A 20,982-nucleotide genomic window follows, 5' to 3' on the forward strand; every position below is an offset into this window, starting at 1 on the left:
GGGGGGGCGCCACCTTAGCCGAAAGCCTGCCGGTAGAAAAGCGTCACAGCAGCGGTTTTAGCGTCGGCCAGACATTTTCCAGCAACTTGCCCTGGGCGCCGACCGAAGGATGCAGTTGATCGGCCTGCATCAACTCCGGATTCCCACCCACGCCTTCAAGGAAAAACGGCACCAGCGGGACATTTTTTTCCTTGGCCAGCAGGCCATACACCTCAGTGAACGCTTTGGTGTATCGCGGGCCGTAATTGGGTGGCAACTGCATGCCCAGTAACAACACCTTGGCACCGCCGGCCCTGGACTGGTCAATCATCGACGCAAGATTTTGTTGCAATTGCGCGGGTGGCTGCCCGCGCAAGCCGTCGTTACCGCCCAGTTCGATCACCACCACATCCGGCTTATGGGCCGCAAGCGCCGCCGGCAGCCGTGCCAGGCCTCCGGCACTGGTGTCGCCACTGATAGAGGCGTTAACCACGTTATCGTCGAAACCTTCCTTCTTGAGCCGTTGCGCCAGCAAGGCCACCCACCCTTTGCTGGTATCCAGGCCGAAACCGGCACTGATACTATCGCCAACGATCAGGACTGTACCCGCCGCTGCGTTCTGGGCCATGCACATCAAGGCCAGGCCAGCACTCAAAAACCACATTCGCATCGGATTCTCCATGGGCGCAAGCATTCTCACCGCGCGAAACCTTAGCAAAGTGGTTCCCAGCGCGGAAGGTGAACTGACTATCCTGCACGAACTGAACCTGGAACTGAACAAGGGCGACAGCCTGGCTATCGTCGGCAGCTCCGGCTCCGGTAAATCCACCCTCCTGGGTCTGCTGGCCGGCCTCGATCTTCCCAGCAGCGGCGAAGTCACGCTCGCCGGGCTTGCCCTGAGTACCCTTGACGAAGACCAACGGGCGCGCATCCGCGCCGAGCACGTAGGCTTCGTGTTCCAGTCCTTCCAACTACTCGACAGCCTCAACGCCCTGGAAAACGTCATGCTGCCGCTGGAGCTGGACGGTCGCAAAGACGCGCGCGAGCGTGCCAGGTACCTGCTCGAGCGTGTTGGCCTGGGCCAACGCCTGACCCACTCGCCGCGCCAACTCTCCGGGGGTGAGCAGCAACGGGTGGCGATTGCCCGCGCCTTCGCCGCCGAACCTGACGTGCTGTTTGCCGACGAGCCCACCGGCAACCTCGACAGCCATACCGGCGAGCGCATCAGCGACCTGCTGTTCGAACTCAACAAAGAGAACGGCACGACCCTGGTATTGGTCACTCACGACGAGCGCCTGGCCCACCGTTGCCGACGCCTGATCCGCCTTGAAGCCGGCCTGATGGTCGCGCCCCTGGAGCCTTGATGGCACGTTTGCCGCTGTTGCGCCTGTTCAGCCTGGCCATGCGCCAATTACTGCGCGATGCCCGTGCCGGCGAACTGCGCGTGTTGTTTTTCGCCCTGCTGGTGGCCGTGGCCGCCAGTACTGCAATCGGTTACTTCGGTGCCCGCCTTAACGGCGCCATGCTGTTGCGCGCCACCGAGTTCCTGGGGGCCGACCTGGTGCTCGAAGGCAGTTCGCCGGCGCGGCCCGAACAGATCAGGTCCGGGACTGAACTGGGCCTGGATCACGCCCGTGTCGTGGAGTTTTCCAGCGTCATTGCCACCGACAACGGTATCCAGCTCTCCAGCATCAAGGCGGTCAACGAGCAGTACCCACTGCGGGGCGAACTGAAGAGCGCCGCCGCGCCCTTTGGCGATGAAACCCCGGGCGGCGGCCCGAAACCCGGTGAAGCCTGGGTAGAAGCGCGGCTGTTGACGGCTCTGGATCTCAAGGTCGGCGACAGTATCGACGTGGGCATGAAGGCCCTGCGCCTGGCCCGCGTGCTTACCTATGAGCCAGACCGCGCGGGTAATTTCTACAGCCTCACGCCCAGGGTGATGATCAACCTGGCGGACCTGGACGCCACCGGCGTGGTCCAGCCCGGCAGCCGCGTCAGTTACCGCGAACTATGGCGCGCGCCCCCGGAGAGTACGGCACTGCAAACCTACCGTGATCTGGTCAAGCCGGGCCTTGCCGCCAACCAGCGCTTGCAGGACTCACGGGACGGCAACCAGCAGATCGGCGGTGCCCTGGGCAAAGCCGAGCGCTACCTGAACATGGCCAGCCTCGTGGCGGTGCTGCTGGCTGGCGTGGCCGTGGCCTTGTCGGCCAACCGCTTTGCCACTCGACGTTTCGACGCCAGTGCATTGTTGCGCTGCCTGGGCTTGTCGCGGCGCGAAACCATGTTGCTCTTCAGCCTGCAATTGAGCGTACTGGGCCTGTTCGCGAGCTTGACCGGCGCCGTGCTGGGCTGGCTGGCGCAATTCGGTCTGTTCTACTTTTTGCACGACCTACTGCCGGCCGACGTACCGCCTGGCGGCTTGCTGCCGGCCATTGCCGGGATCGGCACCGGGCTGATCGCCCTGGCCGGCTTCGCCTTGCCACCGCTTGCCGCACTGGGCCGCGTACCGCCGCTGCGGGTATTGCGTCGCGACATGCTACCCATCCCGTCCAGCACCTGGATGGTCTATGGCGCGGCACTGTTCGCCCTGGGCCTGATCATGTGGCGCCTGAGCCTGGATCTGGTACTGACCTTCGCCCTGCTGGGGGGTGGCGTGGTGGCGGCGCTGATCCTCGGCGGCTTGCTCTTGCTGCTGTTGCAAAGCCTGCGTCGATTGCTGGCCCGTGCGTCCCTGCCTTGGCGCCTGGGCTTGGGGCAGCTGCTGCGCCATCCATTGGCGGCGGCAGGCCAGTCCCTGGCATTTGGCCTGATCCTGCTATCCATGGGCTTGATTGCCTTGTTGCGCGGCGAGTTGCTCGACACCTGGCAAAACCAGTTGCCCAAGGACGCCCCCAACTATTTCGCCCTGAATATCCTGCCCGCCGACAAAGACGCCTTCGGCGCCCGCCTGCTGGATGTGCAGGCACAATCGGCACCATTGTATCCGGTAGTGCCAGGCCGACTGATCAGCATCAACGGCGAGCCGGTGCAGGAACTTGTCAGCAAGGACTCCAGCGGCGACCGCGCGATACAGCGTGACTTGAGCCTGACCTGGGCCGCCGACCTGCCGCCGGGCAATGCCCTGACCGCAGGTTCCTGGTGGTCGCCGCAACCGAGCGACGACATTCCCGGGGTCTCGGTGGAAGCCAAGGTGGCAGAAAGCCTCAAGCTCAAACTCAACGACCACCTGGTGTTCACGGTCGGCGGGGAAAATCGTGAAGCGCGGGTCACCAGCCTGCGCACCATCAACTGGGATAACTTCCAGCCCAACTTCTTCATGATTTTCCAGCCAGGCACCTTGAAGGATCTGCCCGCGACCTACCTGACCAGCTTTTACCTGGCCCCCGGTCACGACCAGCAGATCGTCGAGCTGTCGCGGGCATTCCCGGCGGTCACCATCCTGCAGGTCGAGGCGCTGCTGGAGCAATTGCGCAGCATCCTCGCCCAGGTGACCCTGGCGGTGGAATACGTGCTGCTGTTCGTGCTGGCAGCCGGGATGGCCGTGCTGTTCTCCGGCCTGCAAGCCACCCTCGATGAGCGTATCCGCCAAGGCGCACTGTTGCGCGCACTGGGTGCCGAACGCAAGTTACTGGTCAAGGCCAGGCGCATCGAATTCGGCCTGCTGGGGGCTGTCAGCGGCGTGCTGGCGGCGCTGGGGACAGAACTGGTGACCTGGGTGCTGTACCGCTATGCGTTTGACCTGGCCTGGCATCCGCACCTGTGGTTGCTGCTGCTGCCAGTGATCGGTGCAGTGCTGATCGGTGGGGCCGGGGTATTCGGTACGCGGCGCGCATTGAACGCCAGCCCACTGACCGTATTGCGCGAAGGCTGAGACCTCGCTGGCGCGCCTCCTGCCCAGGAGACGCGCCAGCGGCGGTCACTTCACATACTCGATACGGGTGATCCACCAGCACACTTCGCCCCCTGGCGTCTGCACAATGGCCTCATCGTCCACTTCCTTGCGCAACAGCGCCCGAGCCATGGGGGAGTCGATGGAGATGTAGTCCATCCGGTCATAAATCTCGTCATAACCGACGATGCGAAAACGCTTGGTCTCGCCCTGCTCGTTTTCGATTTCGACCCAGGCCCCGAAAAACACCTTGCCTTCCTGCTCGGGCATGTACTCCACCACCCGCATGTCTTCCAGACGCTTGCGCAGGTAGCGCACCCGACGGTCGATCTCACGCAGCAGTTTCTTGTTGTACTGGTAGTCGGCGTTTTCGCTGCGGTCCCCCAGCGAAGCGGCCCATGTCACTTTGCGCGTAGTGTCCGGGCGTTTTTCACGCCACAGGTAATCCAGCTCTTTCTTCAGCGCTTCATGACCTTCTTTGGTAATCAGCTTGGTACTCAAACGCTCGCATCCCCAGGCAATGTCCATAGGTGCCGATAGGCCAGGCATTCACAGCCTGGCGTCGGCTGACTGGAGTCGATGATAAATGAACGCGGCAAAGTAGCCAGGCCAGTCTAACGATCCAACGCCTGATCCAATTCAAGCAATACACTTCGCAAGCTCTGCCGCAGGCCGGACACCTGGGACGTCATGACCGTCAACATTTCAGTCCTGTGGCTGACCGCCTGCGACTGCTCCTGCAACTGCACAGCGCGCCGCTCCAGTTCATGGGCCTTTTCATCCAGTTGGTTCTGCTCTTGCTGCAATCGGGCCTGCCATTGCTCAAGCGCTGCTTCACGTTCGATGGCAGCGAGTTTTTGTTGCGTCAGTTCCTGAGCGACACGCGCCAGGTTGGTCAACGTACTGTCGACTTCAAATAAAGCGCTGTCGCCCCCTGACGCGGGAAGCCTCGGTTGTGCCGCAGCGTCTGGCTCGCGCGGTAAAACAGGTGCGACCTGAACAAAGCTTGAGGACGTCTGCGCGGATACCTGATGCACCTCCTCAACAGAATGCTCATGGGCAGGCACACGCTCAGGTTCCGGCAGACTCGCGACCTTTGGAACCGAGCTCATCTGCGATGAGAAGCGAATGGACGGCACAATCAAGGAAGGGCTTTCAATGGCAGGAAGCGTTGGCGCAGACACGCCAAGCGTGATCACTTTCATCACCAGCGCCTTCTTGATGATCACCGAATGATGATCCTCGGGCCTGGCAGGCGGCAGCTTGCAGCCCTTCAAGTCGACAAAATGATAAGGAACCTGGGGTTCGGTCACGCCACCCGGCTTGGCGCCCGACGCGGCCAAGGTCAGGATTTGCTTGAAAACATGCATGGCCACTTGCAAGTCATCTTTGGACTCGACGCCGCCCAAAAAATACCGTTCGAGTTTTTTGCGTAAGGCCGCAATGTAGACCCTGGAACTCCCCGGTTCCACTTCTTCGTCAAGGCTATAAACAAGAAAGTTGGAAGCAATCTGACCTACCGCAAAGCCACAAAGCAATGCACCGTTGACTGGCGCATCCTGACCGTTACGTTCAAGAACAAGTGTACGTAGAAGCATCATGATAATCAGGCCTCATCACAAGGGGCGGAAAGTTTAAATAAACAACAAATAAACATTCGACAATAGAAAAGTTATAAAACACCAAACAATTGTTTCAGCGACGCGCTGGGCACGCACGTAGGACTTGTCTTATTAATGCCCCTCGGCGTTCCCAAAAACGTCTATTGTCCGTAACCTTTTTCGATCTAGCCACTGACGTCATACCAAACTTATTCGGTAAAAATATGATCGAAATAAGCAATCTGACAAAACACCTGGACAAGAAAAAAATAATCAGCAACTTCTCTTTCAGTGCCAATCACCCAGAATGCCTAGGATTATTTGGCGAAGACCGTATCGCTAAAACGGCACTTCTCCAGTTGATATCGGGCTCAACCCAACCTTCCAGCGGCTATATAAAAATCCAAGGGTTCAACACTCAAACCCATCCGTTTAAAGCCAGAAAATTCGTCGGCTACCAGCTTGACCAAAACCTCGATCACCCCACCCTGTCGGTTAAAGCGTTTCTTGAATTCATCGCCGCCATGCGTGGGCTGCGCGGCAGCGAAAAACGCGCGCGAGTGGAAGAGGCCGCTACGCGGCTGGACTTGTTACCTGCGCTCAATGCACCACTCGACGCCCTGTCCATGGGGTTGAAGCGCAGGGTCGCGATTGCCCAGGCCATCCTGCATGCACCGGCCTTGTTACTACTGGATGAGCCAACCGAAGGGATGGCGCCGGATCAGAAACACCACTTCAAGGCCCTGATCCAGTCATTGACGCAAGAAATGACGGTGATCATCGCTTCTCGCCATTGCGAGCAATTGTCGCAAGTCTGTACCCGCGCGCTGGTTATCGCAGACGGTCGCCTGGTGGCCGATACACCGCTGTCCGAGCTGCGGCGCAACTCCCGCCATTTCCAGGCAGTCACCCTGACCGCGGACAGCCCCTTGGATCTGCTGGCCCTTGCCGTGCTGCCCGGCGTGGCAGGTATCGAAGAACATCGGCATGCCCCCGGCACCGTGACCGTCCTGGCCATGCCGGGGCATGCGATCTACCCCCACATCAATACCCTCATCGCCAATCGCCGCTGGAAAATCAATTCACTGAACCTGGAACCAGGTCGCCTGCACGACGTGGTTCACCATCTGAGCCGCGAGGCCCCTCTTTGAAACTGCTGCCTGTCATTTTCAAGCGTCAAATCGCCACGTATGCCTGCACACCTGGCACTTACCTGAGTATTGCCATTTTCCTGGTACTGTCGGTGACATTGGGGTTGTACACGAGCCCGTGGCTGGAGCGCGACACCCACCACCTAGAAGCTTTCTTCCAGTTACATCCCTGGCTTTATCTACTCTTGATCCCTGCCCTGGCGTTGCAACTCTGGTCGGATGAGTCCAATACCGGCTTTCTCGACCTGATGAAAACATTGCCCGTCACGACGGTTGAATGGGTAATCGGTAAATTTCTTGCCGCCTGGGTCGTGGCTGGCATGGCACTGCTGTTGATGTTTCCCCTTGTCATCATTGCCAACTATCTGGACACCGCGGACAACAACATCATTGCCTCGCAATTCCTGGCGAGTTGGTTGCTGGCAGGCAGTTATCTTTCGGTTGCGTGTTTTATTTTTACGTTGGTACGTCAGCGCATCGTTATTTTGCTATTGACGGTAGGCTTATTGCTCTCGGCCAGCGGACTTTCTGCTGTGGTAGATGCGCTGGAACACCAGGCGCCTGTCTGGATGATCGACAGTTATACCGCCCTCAGCCCGTTCTCCCGATTCAGCATGATCGACAATGGAAAGTTCACGCTTCGCGATACGCTTTATTTCATTAGTTTGATTCTGGCCTTTCTCACTGCGACCACAGTGACCCTCAACTATAAGCACAGCTGAGAAGGAAAGTCCTTAATGCGATCAGCGCTGCGCACCGGCATGACACTTACGGTCATCGTGTTACTTTTTATGGCCTTCAACTTGGTTTGGGTAAACAAACTCCCCGATATCCGATGGGACTTTACCCAACAAAAAATGCATACCTTATCGGTTCCCCAGCGTCAATTTCTCGGTTCGTTGCAAGCCCCGCTGGACCTGTATTACTTCAATGCAAACAGCGACCCACAGAGAAACTACGCACTAAAACGCTATGGCAAGCGTATTGAGGATCTGCTCAAGGAATACGAAAAAGCAGCCAAGGGCATGATCAACCTGCACCTTATCGACCCTGCACCTTTCTCCGAAGACGCCTACAGAGCCCGGTTATTTGGCCTCGATGACAAGTCCGGGTTTATCGGCCTTATCGGCACCCGCGCCGGTCACAGCGCACAGCGCATCGAATCATTCAGCCTCGACCGGGAGCCCTTGCTCGACTATGAAATCAGCCACCTGATCTATAAGTTGCAGCACCCGGAGCGCCCTACTGTCGGGTTGCTGTCGGGGTTGGCCATGAAGGAGTCCGCCGCACGATTACTGAAGGAACTGCAGCAGCATTTCAACCTGGCCAAGCTGGAATCAACCACCGAGCGTATCCCGGAACAGGTCAAGACCCTGATGGTCGTGCACCCGCGCGCACTACCTGAGCGAACCCTGTACGCAATTGAGCAATTTGTATTGAAAGGCGGCAAGTTGATGGTGTTCATCGACCCCATCAGCGAGCGTAGCCCGGACACCAAGGCGGCCAACGCTCGCCTGGATGAACTGCTTGCCGCCTGGGGTATCCAGATGCCGGCGAACAAATGGCTGGTCGATAGCCTCTACACACCGTTGGAGACGCCCGGCGCCGAAAAGAACGGGGCGCATCATCCCGGCCGATTGAACCTGCCCCGGCAGGCAATGAATACCCGGGATATCAGCACGTGGAGATTGAATGGGGTGACGGTATCGAGTAGCGGCGCCCTCTCCCGACGCAGTAAGAGTCGTACAACCTTCACGCCCCTCCTGCAAAGCTCCGAGCAATCCGAATTGCTCGAGGTTGAAGGCTTCGCCGGAGCTACCGCACTCGATTCATTGATCGATGACACACCCATCCAGGGAAAACGCCACGTGATTGCCGCCCGTATCGAAGGGCCAGGCTATTCGGCATTTCCCGATGGCATCAAGGGGCACCCGCCCGGTTTGCAAAAGGCGGCGCAAATCCACGTAGTCGTCGTCGCCGACACGGACTTGCTCATGGACCAGGTGAGCCGCTTGGCGCCTGATAACAACGCGCTGTTTGTCTTGAACACATTGGATAGCCTGTCCGCCCTTGATGCACTGGCCAGCATTCACCCTCGCGCGCAGATGCAAGCGTCGCCGACGGTGCTTGAAGCCATGCGCAGCGCTGCCGAACAGGTCTATCGCATGAAGGCGAGCGAGTTGGAGCGACGCCTGCAGCGCACAGAACAGGAATGGCAGCTGTTGAGCCCACAAACGACCGTCCTCGGCACCCAAACGGTGGATGCCACCACGCAACTGCAAGCGCTCAACAAGGAACGCCTGCGCTTGCCCATGGAGTTGCATGCGTTGCGGGTCGAGGCGTATGCGTCGGTGCATCGCCTGGAACTGGCGATCAAACTGGTCGTGACCTACACAATACCGCTGGCGTTATGCCTCGCAGCGTGGATGGTTTTCCTCGACCAACGCCGGCGTCGCACTGCGTTTCACTGAGCCTTCAACGCCTGGCGATCAGCCCCTGCCGAGCGATACGCGTCAGTTGGTGGATCACTTCCTTCGCATCGGCGGCACTGGGGGCCTGGATAACCGCCAGGTCGAAGCTGTCGGTGGCGAACCGGGCAAGGGATTCGCCGTCTTCGGCAAACTGGATCAGGAACGCCGATGCCCGCCCGGTACGGCGCGGCCAGCCATCCAGGTAACGCAACAGCGTCGGCTGGTGGTTGCCGCCCAGGAGGATTTTCGGATTACGTTGAGTGAGGGCTGCGGTGATCGGAGCCAGGCGTATCAGGGGGCGTAATGCATTCATCGTGTCGTGTCTCTGCCTCAAAAGTCTGCGGGCAGGTGAGAGGCAACACCGAACCAGCGCTTTAGCGGTATTTCAAAGCGGTCTCGGCAAGGGAGACCAGGCTTCTGTCGGGCTATAGGAAGTCCCGGTGGCGCCCCGCAATTAGCTGTTTAAATCGGCGCATGAGCGGCATCCTAGAGAAGCCGATGGGGCGGTGTCAAGAATCACGGGCAACGAAAAGGCCCGCACATCGGCGGGCCTGCTCTGGGTTTTATACGGGGATCAATGGGCAATGGCGCGGTCGGCAGACAGCTTGCCAGCACCTTCCAGCAGCACCGCCAGCGAACCACCCAGCAAGGCCAGTGCGAACTCGTAGCCGTTGTTGGCCATGAACAGACCGTTATGGATATGCACCGAGAAGATCGCCACCAATGACAGGATGGTCAGGCCCAGCGCCGCCGGGCGCGCCAACAAACCAATGATCAGCGCCAGGCCGGCGAAGAATTCGGTACCACCCGACAACAGTGCCATCAGCGTACCAGGGGCCAGACCGATGCTTTCCATCCACTGGGCAGTGCCCGCCAAGCCATAGCCACCGAACCAGCCAAAGAGTTTTTGCGAACCGTGGGCCGCGAAGATGATGCCGACAACGATACGCAAAATGGTCAGGCCAAAACCTGCACGGGTGGACAGAATGCTTTTGATCAGTGGGCTCATGGTGTCAATCCTTTTCAAGACGGGGTGGGTTGGCCGCCATATTAATCAGTTTAAGCAATGATAAAAGCCGAAAAAACGCACCATTAGCATCGATTAAATCGATTATTTCCGTGAGGCAACGCTCGGCGCCAGCGGCTCCAAGGACTCCCGGTCCCGATCGAACGCCAAGTAGTACTTATTGACGCTATTAACGTAGCTCACCGCTGCCATGCCCACTTGTTCCATGGCAATGCGTTCAACCTGGAAAAACCATTGGTTGGGGTTGAGCCCACGGCGTTTCGCCTCCGTGCGCATGCCCTGCACCCGCTCCGGCCCCATGTTGTAAGCCGCCAGTACAAAGGCCATGCGCTCGCGCTCGTTGAGCTTGGGACTGGCGAAGAACTTGCGACGAATCATCGCCAGGTAACGCGCACCCGCCTGCACATTACTGTCAAGGTTCTCGATATTGCTGACCCCCACCCGTTGCGCCGCCGAGGGTGTGATCTGCATCAGACCGGTGGGCCCACCGCCGTTGCGCGCCCCAGGGTCGAACGCCGACTCCTTGAAGGCCAGTGCAGCAAGGTTCAGCCAGTCCATGCCCTGTTCGCGCGCGTGTTTTTGCAGGACCGGGCGCAGTTTCTCCAAACGCTGGCGATCGACCCGGGCCAGGGGGTTGCGGACTTGATAAAGGCGACGGTAAATACGTTGGAACGCCACATCCTGGTCGGAAGGAGTTCGATAGGTCTTGATGAATCGATCGATACTGGCACGCAGCATCGACGCATCCTGGCGCACGAACCAGAACTCATCACCGGGTTCGTTGATGGCCACCTGCTTGTCGAAGCGCAACTTGGGCAGGATCTTCGACCAGCGTTCGGCAATCGGCTTCTCGACAATGGTCAGGTGAAAAATCCCGGCCTGGACCATCTCCAGCACGTCTTCAACGGCCAGGGACGGATCGACCCACTCCACTTTGATCGGCGGCTGCTTGTGCAAGGCCAGCTTCTGGTTGACCTGGCTGATGGCATCCGCTGCGGCGCTGCCAGTGGTCAATGTCAGCGTTCGCCCGGACAGTTGCTCCAACCGGGTAAATCGCCGCTCCCCCTTCACGCCCACCAACCATAAAGGCACGCCACTGGCAATCGGATCACTGCGGCTGATCTTGTGTGTGGCCTTCACATCAAGCAATTCGCCGGGAGCCACCAGGTCGCCTTCCCCACGGGCCAACGCACCGAGCAGTTGGTCCTTGGCCTTGGGAATGATCTTGAGGCTGATTTCCTGGCCATCCTGGGCATGACCGTTAAGGTATTGCTCGAAGGCGCGTAAACGATGGTATTCGACACCAATAGCCTGGCCCTGGATTTCGCCGGAACTGTTGCGGCTCTGGTTGACCAATACACGCAAGGTACGACTGGAGCGAATGTCCGCCAGATCTCGCACCTTACCGGGCTTGGCCACTTCCAGCGGCCCGTCCAGACGCGCGACCGCCGCCATGGGCAGCAGTAACGTCAGGCACAACATAAGCAACGCCGAGGGTCGGATCATCCGCTCTCCGGAAAGAATACTGGCCAACGTCCTCGCGAAAAACGAGGCGATGGGGGTCAGAAACAGAGCGCTTTATGCGCTGGCAAGTGACGCAATGACGGCATTGGAAAAGGCCAGTGGCCCATTGCAATGTCGCTTGCGACGTTCAAAGACAGCTATAACTCGTTGTAGTTCTTCAGTTTTCTTATAAATCTACAGCTCTGATATGCTTTCCGACCGCAGGCGGAGATAGCACCATGCAACTCATTGATATCGGCGTCAACCTCACAAACTCCAGTTTCGACGAGAGGCACCAAGCCGTTCTCGAGCGCGCCTATGCCGCCGGCGTACAACAATTGGTGCTCACCGGCACCAGCATCGACGGTAGCGAACAGGCCCTGGAACTCTGCCTGAAACTGGATGAAAGTGGCCAACGCCTGTTCAGCACAGCAGGAATCCACCCCCACTGCGCCAGTGACTGGAACGGCGACAGCGCCCAGCGTTTGCGCGGTTTACTCAATGAACCTCGTGTGCGTGCCGTGGGCGAATGCGGGTTGGATTTCAATCGGGATTTTTCCCCACGGCCGCAGCAGGAGAAAGTCCTGGAAGAACACCTGGCCCTGGCCGTCGAGCTCAAACTACCGGTGTTCCTGCACGAACGCGACGCCAACCAGCGCCTGCTGGAGATTCTCAAGGACTACCGCGACCATCTCACCGCCGCCGTGGTGCATTGCTTCACCGGCGAGCAGCAGGCGCTGTTCAGCTACCTCGACCTTGACCTGCACATCGGCATCACCGGCTGGATCTGCGACGAACGCCGTGGGACACACCTGCACCCGCTGGTCAGGGAAATTCCCCGGGGCCGTCTGATGCTGGAAAGCGATGCCCCCTACCTGTTACCACGCACCCTTCGACCGAAGCCGAAAAATGGCCGCAATGAACCGGCCTATCTCCCGGAAGTGCTGCGCGAAGTAGCCCGGCACCGTAACGAAAGCGTGGAAGACCTGGCCGAACACAGCACTGCCAGCGCACGCGCCTTTTTTGGATTGTCCGCCGTGAACTGAGGCAACGCATTGACCCATGTCAAAACCGATTTTCTCAGTAGCGGCACAATAATGGCACCTTGCCAATGCTGTTTCCGCTATCAGAGAAAACCTTCCATGGGTGCCTGGCTTAGCAATATCTCGCTGAAGTACAAATTCTGGGCCGTCAACGCGGTCGCTTTCATCACCACCCTGCTGCTGGTGCTCTATGCCGTGCAGCTCGAACAACAGGCTCGCAGCGATGCGTCCCAGGCCTCGGCACAGGCGCAAGGTCGATTGCTCAGCGCCTGGCCGGTCGACAAAGCCCTGCCCAAAAGTGAGCACTGGCTGACATTCGCCCGTGGCCAGACCCCACAACTGGCTGACATGGATCTGTCAGCCCTGAGCAGCGCCAACGGCTGGATCGAACTCAATCACATGCCCCTGTTCGGCGAAAATCCGCTGAGGGGTGCAGAAGTGGTCACTCGCCCTGGCGGCCAACAGGTTGCCGTGCTCGCCTATGCCCCCAGCCTGAGCCAAGTGTTCACCGAACGCTTCGCCAACTATGCCGTGGCGGTATTGATCCTGATGTTGGCAATGCTGGGTGCTTCGCAGCTGTTGATCCGCTTCCTGCTCAGCCAACTCAACACCCTCAAGGACGTCATGCTGCACGTCGAAAAAACCGGCGACCTCTCGGCCCGTGTGCCATTGGCCTGCAAGGATGAAGTCGGCCAGATGGCCACTGCCTTCAACGCCATGCAGGCTGGCTACCAGCGCGTGGTCAGTACCGTAGCGCGCACCGCCCAGCAACTGGATGAAGGGGCCGCACGACTGGCCAGCAGCATGAATGAGGTGCAGCACGGCATGCTTGGTCAGCAAAGCGAAACCGACCAAGCGGCCACCGCCATCAACGAGATGACGGCCACCGTGCACCATATCGCCCAGCACGCCGGCGCCACCCGCGACCTGTCCCAGAGCGCCGACACCCTTGCCGGCAGCGGCCAGGCCGTCGTGACCCGTGTCCGGCATTCGATCGCAGGCCTGTCCAGCGGCGTACAGCAGACCGCCGAAATGATCCAGAAACTGGCAGAAGACAGCCAGAAAATCAGCAGCGTGGTCAGTGTGATCCACAGCATCGCCGAACAGACCAACCTGCTCGCCCTGAACGCCGCCATCGAAGCCGCCCGCGCCGGGGAAATGGGCCGCGGGTTTGCCGTGGTCGCCGACGAAGTGCGCAACCTCGCCAAACGCGTACAAAGCTCCACCGACGAAATCACCCGCATGATCTCGGCGTTGCAGGCCGGCACGCGCGACGCCGTGGACTTTATGCAGGAAAGCTCGTTCAAGGCTGACGATTGCGTACAGCAAGCCCAGGAAGCCAGCTCCGCCCTCGCCGAAATCACCGGCGCCGTGGCGCAGATGCGCGAGAACAACACGCAGATCGCCGTCGCCGCCGAACAGCAAAGCCATGTGGCCGAAGAAATGAACCGTGCGGTGGTGAGTATTCGCGATGTCACCGAGAACACCGTGCAGCAGACCGTCGATTCGGCAACCACCAGCAACGAACTGGCAACCTTGGCTGGGGAGTTGAGCAAAGCGATTGGGCAGTTGAAGTTGTAGGACTGTTCAACCTGTAATCCTCCGCCTACAACAAAGCCTCGGTTTACCTGAGGTTTTGGCGAAACTTCCGAGTCATCACGGCGAATAACGCCGACTTCTTTCCCCCGCCAACCTCTCCAAAGTCTCTCGCCTGACCAACCAGCGCGAGGGACCGCTGATGCACTTCTCCACCCATGCCCCGGTCAACGGGGCTGCCTCTTGATTCCGCCCATCGCCAGCTTTGTCCTGGCCCCCATGAATGCCCAGGCGCCGGACGCCGAAAGCGTCTTTCATGATTTCAGGGCGTGCCTCAACACGTTTGACCAGTGGGCCTCGAGCTTCTGGAGCGTTTCGGCGCTGGAGGTCGAGCAGGTATTCAAGGTCGGGGATGAGGTGGCGCTGGTCGCGCCGGCTTCCTCCACGACACCCAGCAGCACCGTGGCCACGTGCAAGGCCCAGGGTTCGTTGACCCTGGTGCATCTGTTCGAAAGCTCGCAATTCGTGCCCATCGGCAATACGCCGGTGATGTTGCAAGCCATCGCCGCGGATGGCAGCCCGATGGGCGCGCCGATCCATCACACGATTGGCCCCAGCGGCATACTTGAAATCACGGACTGCGCCCGCGATCAGCGCTACCAGATCACCTTTTATCCCAACGTTTGCGAAGATCACGTCAAGGCGTTGTATGCGTCCTATCAGGCGCTGATTGCGCAGTTGGAAAATCACCTGCGTGATGAATGGACACAGACGTTCAGCGCGCAATGGGACGACTTCGCAAACGCCACGCCGTTCGAGCGCAGCGCCTTGCAGGGCGTGGCGTTTGCCCACGGGATTGCCAAGGCGCTCTACAACCTGTGGGACAACATCACCCAACTGTACGAGCTGCTGGCCGACCTCAAGGCCAACAGCGAAAAGCTGCTGCAGTACCTCTCCCAGGCCGAACTCGATGAGCTGCTCAAGCTCAGCAAAGACGCGATTGCCCAGGGCCTGCTGATACTCAGCGACGAGCCGCTGCTGTTTATCTATTTATCCGCCATGGTCGGCTGGATACGGCTGCTGCCGCCGCCGCAGATGTACGAACTGCTGGGCGAGATCACCGGCGAGGTGTTGATCAATCTGTTCTTGATCTGGGCCACGCGGGGCATGGGCGTGAAGATTCGCCTGGGCACGCAGGTGTTGAGTCATGTCAAGTCAGGCCGTGCGCGCCAATGGCTGGAACGGCTCGCCGATCAGATCGTCGGGCCCAAGCTGGATGCACATGCCGAGGCGGCCAAGCCATTGCTGCTGGGTAGCGCGCCGACGCCGATCAGGAGCGTGCCGGTTGCGCCGTTGAAGGCGGGCGATCAGTTGGTTTCCAACCCGGTGCCGGCGGTGCGCAACAAGTCCCAGCGGACGACGCTGGTCAGGCAAGAGCCCGTGGACGATGCGCCGACCTCGGCGAAAAATCCCAACGGCGATGCGGTGGCGGCGTCGGACAAGACCGTCACCCACGGCTGCCCGGTGTCGATGGTCACCGGCGAGGAACTGCTGACCCTGACCGATGGGGCGCTAGACGGGATCTTGCCGTTCGAGTGGACGCGTGTGTACCGCACCAGTGCGGTGGACGTGGATTGCGGCTTGGGCTTTGGCTGGAGTCACGCGCTGGCACAGCGGCTGTCTGTGTCGGACGATTCGGTGGTGTGGACCGACCATGAGAATCGGACTACGGCGTTTCCGTTGCCATCCGACTCTCGACCGGCGATCACCAACAGCCTGGCCGAAGCGGCGATCTATCTGGGCGCTTCGCCGGATGAACTGGTGCTGGCGCAGGCTTCACGTTTCTTCCACTTTCGCGACGGCGTGCTGACGGCGATCAGCGACGCGTATGACAACCGACTGCGGATTTTCCGGGATGCCCTGGGACGCATCGAACGGCTGGATAACGGTGTGGGGCGCTCGCTGTGCTTGCGCTACGCGGCGGGCCGTATCGTGGCCGTGGACTACCAGATTCAGCGCGCCAAGGGGCCTGAACCGTTCGAGTGGGTGACTGAACAAAACGTCGTTTCCTACACCTACGACGAAGCGGGCCGACTGATCTCGGCGACCAATGCCGTTGGTGAACGCGAGGTTTATCGGTACGACGAGCAGCACGTCATTCTCGAGCGCCGGCTGGCCGGTGGGGCGAGTTTCTTCTGGGCGTGGGAACGCGCTGGCAAGGCGGCCAGATGTGTCCGGCATTGGGCCAGTTTTTCGCAAATGGACACGCGTTATGCCTGGGACGACAACGGTCGCGTCACGCTGCACAACGCCGATGGCAGCCAGGAAGTGTATGTCCACGATCAGCGTGCGCGGCTGGTGCAGCGCATCGATCCAGATGGCGCCACGCACTTCAAATCCTACGACGATAAAGGCCGGCTGACGGTTGAGCAGGACCCGCTCGGGGCGGTGACGGCCTATCAATACGACGAAGCCGGACGCTTGGTGGCGCTGTTTCCGGGGGACGACGAGCCGACGACCTACGAGCATGACAACGGTTTCGTACGGGTTGTGCGGCGTGGTGAAGCGGTCTGGAAGTACGAGCGCAATGACCAGGGCGACGTCACGCGCAGGACCGATCCCAATGGCCACATTACCGACTACAGCTACAACAGATATGGGCAACTGGTGGGGGTGTGGTACCCGGATCACAGTTGCCATCGGCTGGTGTGGAATGAACGCGGGCAATTGCTTGAGGAGCAGTTGCCCAATGGCGGGATCAAGCGTTATCGCTATGACGAGCTTGGCCGGCAAGTGGCGCGCGAGGATGAGCATGGTGCGCTGACCGGGTATCAGTGGGACAGCGTCGGTCGGCTGATTCGCGTCGTGTTGCCAGGCGGCGCCGAGCGCGAATACAGCTACAACCCCTACGGAAAAATCACCGCCGAACGCGATGAACGCGGCCACGTCACCCGCTACGAATACGCCGACGGCCTGCACCTGATCAGCCGCCGCATCAATGCCGATGGCACCCAGGTCAAGTATCGCTATGACAACGTCCGGTTATTGCTGACCGAGATCGAAAACGAAGTCGGCGAGACCTACACACTCGACTACCACCCCAACGGCCTGATCCAGCAGGAAACCGGCTTTGACGGCCAGCGCACCGCCTATGCCTACGACCTCAATGGCAACCTGCAGGAAAAGACCGAACACGGCGACGACGGCAGTCAGCTGGTTACCCGCTACGAGCGCGATCACGCCGGCCGCCTCGTAAGAAAAACCCTGCCCGATGGCAGCACTGTGGACTATGCCTACGACCGCCAGGGCAACCTTCTCAGCGTCGACGACGGCCACTGGGCGCTGGCCTACGAATACGACCGCCAAAACCGCCTCACCGCCGAACACCAAGGCTGGGGCACCTTGCGCTATGGCTACGACGCCTGCGGCCAGCTTCAACACCTGCGCCTGCCGGACAACAACCGCCTCAGCTTCAACCACGGTAAAGGCGGCCACCTCGCCACCGTCGAACTGAATGGCGCCCTGCTGACCTCTCATCTATTCAAAGCTGGCCAGGAGCATCAACGCCAGCAGGGCCAACTGCTCAGCCATTATCACTATGACGACCAGCAACGCCTGCGCGCCCACACCGTCACCCAACAGGCCCACCCCCACTACCAACGCCAATACGACTACGACCAATCCGGCAACCTCACCCGCCTGCTCGACACCCGCAAGGGCGAACACCGCTACCACTACGACCCACTCAACCGCCTGACCCGTGCCGACCACTCCCAAGACGTCCAGGAACGTTTTGCCCACGACCCGGCCGGCAACCTGCTGATGCAAAACCGCCCCGGCCCCGACATCGTCGCCGGCAACCGCCTGACGAGCCAGGGCGATCGCTCCTACGACTACGACGCCTTCGGCAACCTGATCCGCGAGCGGCGCGGACGTGGGCATGCGTTAGTCACCGAATACCGTTATGACTGTCAGCACCGGCTGATCGGCATTACCCAGCCCAATGGCCAAACCGCCAGTTATCGCTACGACCCGTTCGGGCGGCGCATCAGCAAGACCGTTGATGAGGTAACGACGGAGTTTTTCTGGCAAGGCGACAAACTCATCGCCGAACACCATGCAGATCGCCATCGCAGCTATCTCTACGAACCGGACAGTTTCCGCCCGCTGGCACTGCTGGAAGGCTTTGGTCCAGACAAAACAACGCCCTACCACTACCAACTCGACCACCTCGGCACCCCACAGGAACTCACCGCCGCCGACGGCGACATCGTCTGGTCCGCCCACTACCGCGCCTACGGCGAAATCGCCCGCCTCGACAGCGGAAAAATCGACAACCCCCTGCGCTTCCAGGGCCAATACTTCGATCAAGAAAGCGGACTGCACTACAACCGCCATCGCTACTACAATCCGGACATCGGTCGCTACCTGACGCCGGATCCGGTGAGGTTGGCGGGTGGGATCAACGCGTACCAGTACGTGCCCAATCCTACGGGGTGGGTGGATCCGCTGGGGTTGAGTTCGTGTCCGGGGGCGGATGGGTGTAAGCCACAGTCAACAATTGAGAGTCCTACCAAACAGATAAAGGTTGATGAACGATCGCCATCAGCCCCGACGTCACATAGAAAAAGAAGCTATCTATATCGCGGCGATTTAAGAGAGCCGGATGAAATATTTGAAGATGGGTTTGAAAGTCGAGGTTCGAGTACAGATCTCTTTCTGCACTCTTTAAACAACGCCAGCCCTCCCAGCAACTTTGTCCCCACCTCAACATCAAGGAAACAAGCGTTGGTATTTGCGTCAGGTTATGGGTTTGAAGAAGGCTTCCTTTACACGCTTAAAAGAATTCCAGGAAGAGACGTAAATAAAGAACTGGGCGCGCGCTCAAAACATAAAAATGAAATGGAAATAGCTATTCCTGAGCGTATAGACACCAAAGATATCTTAGGTGCCTCGCCAGTCAATGAAGACGGCACCTTCAAGGGATACACAATATTGAACCCCAACAGGGAATACCCATGAAATCGCGTGAAATCAATATCATCAAAAACGGTATCCGTGAAAGCGCGGTGATTGAATACGAAGGTGGAAAACCAACCCTGCATTTATTACTGAACAATGGAGTAAGAAAAACCTACACAGCGCTGGACCTGTTCGATAGCTTCGGTTTAATGAGAGCAGACATGAAAGATATAAAATTCTTATGCAAGGGCGCCAAAATAAGCGTCCACACCTCTGGAATGTCTTCACACATGTCGAATGGTCTCGTCGCCTACGAGCTGACAATGGGAAACCCCGATGGCGAGCTTGTACATATTTTCGCTTATGAAGAAAGCGATCTAACCAACGACATACAGGAGCAACATGACTTTTGCCGAAGCTGGGCTGAGTCGGTTAAATCATGAGTTCAGAACGCCTGGCCCCGTAGTTGACTCCGGGTGCCTATCACCCCCATAGCCAGCCCCAATTCGCCGCCCCACCCAACCCCACCTAAACTCTGTCCATGTTGTTTCAACGGACAGAGGATTCACCATCATGGGCAAACGTCATCCCAATCTCCCCGCCTGGCAATGGCGTAACTACCCGCAAAACCATCAGCACCCGACCAACCTGGCGTTGCACCTGATTGCCGTGCCGCTGTTTATCATCGGCTTTCTGTTGATAGTGTCCGGCGTGTTCAGCCTGAGCCTGGCCAGTTTCGCCGTGGGTGTTGTCGGTATTCTCGCCGGCCTGGCATTGCAGCGTCATGGTCATAGCCTGGAAGCCCAGGCCAGTGAGCCGTTCAGTGATCGCAAAGATGCAGTGCAGCGCCTGGTGGTCGAGCAGTTCGTGACCTTTCCGCGCTTTGTGTTGAGCGGCGGCTGGTGGCGGGCCTGGCGTCAGCGCCACCGGCACTGAGGGTCAGGCGAAGACCACCACGGTCTGGCGGCTGATGGCGATCAGCTCGCCGGTCGGGCTCCACAGTGCAGCGGCGGCATGGCCGTAGCCGTCGCGGGCGTGTTCGATGGTGACGTGGTATTGGCACCAGTCGAGGGTCGTCAGGTCCTGAAGCGGTTGGATGAATTCGATGGTCCAGGTCAGGGTGCTGCCCGGTGCCGGTTTTTTCAGGTGCGGCAACAAGGCCGGCGGCCAGGCATCCACCAAGGCGAGGATATGGGCCTCGGTCAGAGGCTCTTCCTTCACATCCCCGCGCAACCGAACCCAACCGCCCATCTCGCGCGACTTATTGCCGGTAAACGGCAGGCCACCAACGCTCCAGCGCATCGCAAGATGGCGCATGAACTCCGGTGTAACACCCTTGATATAGGGCAGTTCCTGGCATTCATCCCAGTGTTTGAACACCGGTGGTGGTTCGCTCGCCACATCGATCTCAGACTCGCGGGATGCGCCGAAGCTGGCCTGGACCAGTGTCGCCACTTCACCGTCCTGCACCACGCGACCGAGCAACTGGCTGACCGCCTTGCCTTCGCGCAGCACTTCGACTTGATAATGGGCCGGGACATCGGCAGCCACCGGGCCGACAAAGGTAATCGCCAGCGAGCGTAACGGACGATCCGCTGGGACCCGGGCGCGCAACGCTTCGTACTGCAAGGCGGCGACCAGGCCACCAAATGTGGCACGACCCTGGGCCCATTCGGCGGGAATGGTGACATCCAGCGGGTTGCTACGGACAGCGTCGAGCAAATCACTAAAGCGCATGGCGACCTCACATCAAACGAAACGGATGATGGATCTTAACCATGCCGCCAGTCAGGTACAGCGCCCATTCCAGCCAAAAA

At 59.4% G+C, this 20,982-nt stretch carries 17 protein-coding genes; 10 read left to right on the forward strand and 7 right to left on the reverse strand.

Annotated elements, in window-relative coordinates; translation table 11 throughout:
* Positions 1–43: 43 nt before the first annotated feature.
* The gene (locus BLR63_RS13810; protein ID WP_010565079.1) at positions 44–649 is read right to left on the reverse strand and encodes an arylesterase; all 606 of its coding nucleotides are present in this window, start codon (positions 647–649) and stop codon (positions 44–46) included.
* A 10-nt stretch (positions 650–659) separates the two neighbouring features.
* On the opposite strand from BLR63_RS13810, the gene BLR63_RS13815 reads away from it, so the two are divergent.
* Entirely contained in the window at positions 660–1,343 is a 684-nt protein-coding gene (locus tag BLR63_RS13815; protein WP_010565080.1) for an ABC transporter ATP-binding protein, read from the forward strand.
* Complete coding sequence (locus tag BLR63_RS13820; protein ID WP_010565081.1) at positions 1,343–3,853, forward strand: ABC transporter permease; 2,511 nt, start codon at positions 1,343–1,345, stop codon at positions 3,851–3,853. Before BLR63_RS13815 ends, BLR63_RS13820 begins: the two co-directional genes overlap by 1 nt.
* A gap of 45 nt (positions 3,854–3,898) precedes the next feature.
* On the opposite strand, the gene greB is transcribed toward BLR63_RS13820, so the two are convergent.
* Complete coding sequence (greB, locus tag BLR63_RS13825; RefSeq protein ID WP_010565082.1) at positions 3,899–4,372, reverse strand: transcription elongation factor GreB; 474 nt, start codon at positions 4,370–4,372, stop codon at positions 3,899–3,901.
* A 113-nt stretch (positions 4,373–4,485) separates the two neighbouring features.
* Positions 4,486–5,472 carry a hypothetical protein gene (locus BLR63_RS13830; protein WP_010565083.1) on the reverse strand — a complete coding sequence of 329 codons (987 nt, stop codon included), beginning with the start codon at positions 5,470–5,472 and terminating at the stop codon, positions 4,486–4,488.
* A gap of 224 nt (positions 5,473–5,696) precedes the next feature.
* Here BLR63_RS13830 and BLR63_RS13835 point away from each other — a divergent pair, with 224 nt between their 5' ends.
* The 3 genes from BLR63_RS13835 to BLR63_RS13845 are packed head-to-tail and all read left to right on the forward strand — an operon-like array spanning position 5,697 to position 9,094.
* Positions 5,697–6,623, forward strand: coding sequence for an ABC transporter ATP-binding protein (locus tag BLR63_RS13835; protein ID WP_042946842.1), 927 nt, complete (start codon positions 5,697–5,699; stop codon positions 6,621–6,623).
* Positions 6,620–7,345 carry an ABC-2 transporter permease gene (locus tag BLR63_RS13840; RefSeq protein WP_010565085.1) on the forward strand — a complete coding sequence of 242 codons (726 nt, stop codon included), beginning with the start codon at positions 6,620–6,622 and terminating at the stop codon, positions 7,343–7,345. The genes BLR63_RS13835 and BLR63_RS13840 overlap by 4 nt, the downstream gene beginning before the upstream one ends.
* A gap of 15 nt (positions 7,346–7,360) precedes the next feature.
* Complete coding sequence (locus tag BLR63_RS13845; RefSeq protein WP_010565086.1) at positions 7,361–9,094, forward strand: Gldg family protein; 1,734 nt, start codon at positions 7,361–7,363, stop codon at positions 9,092–9,094.
* Positions 9,095–9,098: 4 nt separating this feature from the next.
* On the opposite strand, the gene BLR63_RS13850 is transcribed toward BLR63_RS13845, so the two are convergent.
* The 3 genes from BLR63_RS13850 to BLR63_RS13860 form a co-directional block, all read right to left on the reverse strand.
* A complete protein-coding gene (locus tag BLR63_RS13850) occupies positions 9,099–9,407 on the reverse strand; it encodes a hypothetical protein (RefSeq protein WP_010565087.1) in 309 nt (102 codons plus the stop codon).
* A gap of 261 nt (positions 9,408–9,668) precedes the next feature.
* Complete coding sequence (locus BLR63_RS13855; RefSeq protein ID WP_010565088.1) at positions 9,669–10,103, reverse strand: DoxX family protein; 435 nt, start codon at positions 10,101–10,103, stop codon at positions 9,669–9,671.
* A gap of 102 nt (positions 10,104–10,205) precedes the next feature.
* Positions 10,206–11,627: an MltF family protein gene (locus tag BLR63_RS13860; RefSeq protein ID WP_010565089.1), complete on the reverse strand. Its 1,422-nt coding sequence runs from the start codon at positions 11,625–11,627 to the stop codon at positions 10,206–10,208.
* Between the two features lie 236 nt (positions 11,628–11,863).
* Between BLR63_RS13860 and BLR63_RS13865 the strand changes: the two genes are divergently transcribed.
* The 5 genes from BLR63_RS13865 to BLR63_RS13885 all read left to right on the forward strand — a co-directional run bounded on the left by BLR63_RS13865 (position 11,864) and on the right by BLR63_RS13885 (position 20,101).
* Positions 11,864–12,670, forward strand: a complete 807-nt coding sequence (locus BLR63_RS13865) for a TatD family hydrolase (RefSeq protein WP_010565090.1) — start codon at positions 11,864–11,866, stop codon at positions 12,668–12,670.
* A 96-nt stretch (positions 12,671–12,766) separates the two neighbouring features.
* Positions 12,767–14,248: a methyl-accepting chemotaxis protein gene (locus tag BLR63_RS13870; protein WP_010565091.1), complete on the forward strand. Its 1,482-nt coding sequence runs from the start codon at positions 12,767–12,769 to the stop codon at positions 14,246–14,248.
* 198 nt (positions 14,249–14,446) lie between these two features.
* On the forward strand, positions 14,447–19,225 hold the full coding sequence (locus tag BLR63_RS13875; RefSeq protein ID WP_231998170.1) for an RHS repeat-associated core domain-containing protein: 4,779 nt from the start codon (positions 14,447–14,449) through the stop codon (positions 19,223–19,225).
* Entirely contained in the window at positions 19,222–19,608 is a 387-nt protein-coding gene (locus BLR63_RS13880) for a hypothetical protein (RefSeq protein WP_010566541.1), read from the forward strand. Before BLR63_RS13875 ends, BLR63_RS13880 begins: the two co-directional genes overlap by 4 nt.
* A 130-nt stretch (positions 19,609–19,738) precedes the next feature.
* Entirely contained in the window at positions 19,739–20,101 is a 363-nt protein-coding gene (locus BLR63_RS13885) for an Mpo1-like protein (protein ID WP_010566540.1), read from the forward strand.
* Between the two features lie 3 nt (positions 20,102–20,104).
* Here BLR63_RS13885 and BLR63_RS13890 read toward each other — a convergent pair whose 3' ends face one another.
* On the reverse strand, positions 20,105–20,902 hold the full coding sequence (locus tag BLR63_RS13890; protein WP_010566539.1) for an acyl-CoA thioesterase: 798 nt from the start codon (positions 20,900–20,902) through the stop codon (positions 20,105–20,107).
* Positions 20,903–20,982: the final 80 nt, after the last annotated feature.

The sequence above is a fragment of the Pseudomonas extremaustralis genome (genome assembly GCF_900102035.1).
Taxonomy (GTDB): Bacteria; Pseudomonadota; Gammaproteobacteria; order Pseudomonadales; family Pseudomonadaceae; genus Aquipseudomonas; species Aquipseudomonas extremaustralis.

Coding starts and splice junctions, on each gene's coding strand:
- BLR63_RS13810 (WP_010565079.1), bottom strand. CDS start 649: ATGCGAATGTGGTTTTTGAGTGCTGGCCTGGCCTTGATGTGCATGGCC.
- BLR63_RS13815 (WP_010565080.1), top strand. CDS start 660: ATGGGCGCAAGCATTCTCACCGCGCGAAACCTTAGCAAAGTGGTTCCC.
- BLR63_RS13820 (WP_010565081.1), top strand. CDS start 1,343: ATGGCACGTTTGCCGCTGTTGCGCCTGTTCAGCCTGGCCATGCGCCAA.
- BLR63_RS13830 (WP_010565083.1), bottom strand. CDS start 5,472: ATGATGCTTCTACGTACACTTGTTCTTGAACGTAACGGTCAGGATGCG.
- BLR63_RS13835 (WP_042946842.1), top strand. CDS start 5,697: ATGATCGAAATAAGCAATCTGACAAAACACCTGGACAAGAAAAAAATA.
- BLR63_RS13845 (WP_010565086.1), top strand. CDS start 7,361: ATGCGATCAGCGCTGCGCACCGGCATGACACTTACGGTCATCGTGTTA.
- BLR63_RS13850 (WP_010565087.1), bottom strand. CDS start 9,407: ATGAATGCATTACGCCCCCTGATACGCCTGGCTCCGATCACCGCAGCC.
- BLR63_RS13855 (WP_010565088.1), bottom strand. CDS start 10,103: ATGAGCCCACTGATCAAAAGCATTCTGTCCACCCGTGCAGGTTTTGGC.
- BLR63_RS13860 (WP_010565089.1), bottom strand. CDS start 11,627: ATGATCCGACCCTCGGCGTTGCTTATGTTGTGCCTGACGTTACTGCTG.
- BLR63_RS13865 (WP_010565090.1), top strand. CDS start 11,864: ATGCAACTCATTGATATCGGCGTCAACCTCACAAACTCCAGTTTCGAC.
- BLR63_RS13870 (WP_010565091.1), top strand. CDS start 12,767: ATGGGTGCCTGGCTTAGCAATATCTCGCTGAAGTACAAATTCTGGGCC.
- BLR63_RS13880 (WP_010566541.1), top strand. CDS start 19,222: ATGAAATCGCGTGAAATCAATATCATCAAAAACGGTATCCGTGAAAGC.
- BLR63_RS13885 (WP_010566540.1), top strand. CDS start 19,739: ATGGGCAAACGTCATCCCAATCTCCCCGCCTGGCAATGGCGTAACTAC.
- BLR63_RS13890 (WP_010566539.1), bottom strand. CDS start 20,902: ATGCGCTTTAGTGATTTGCTCGACGCTGTCCGTAGCAACCCGCTGGAT.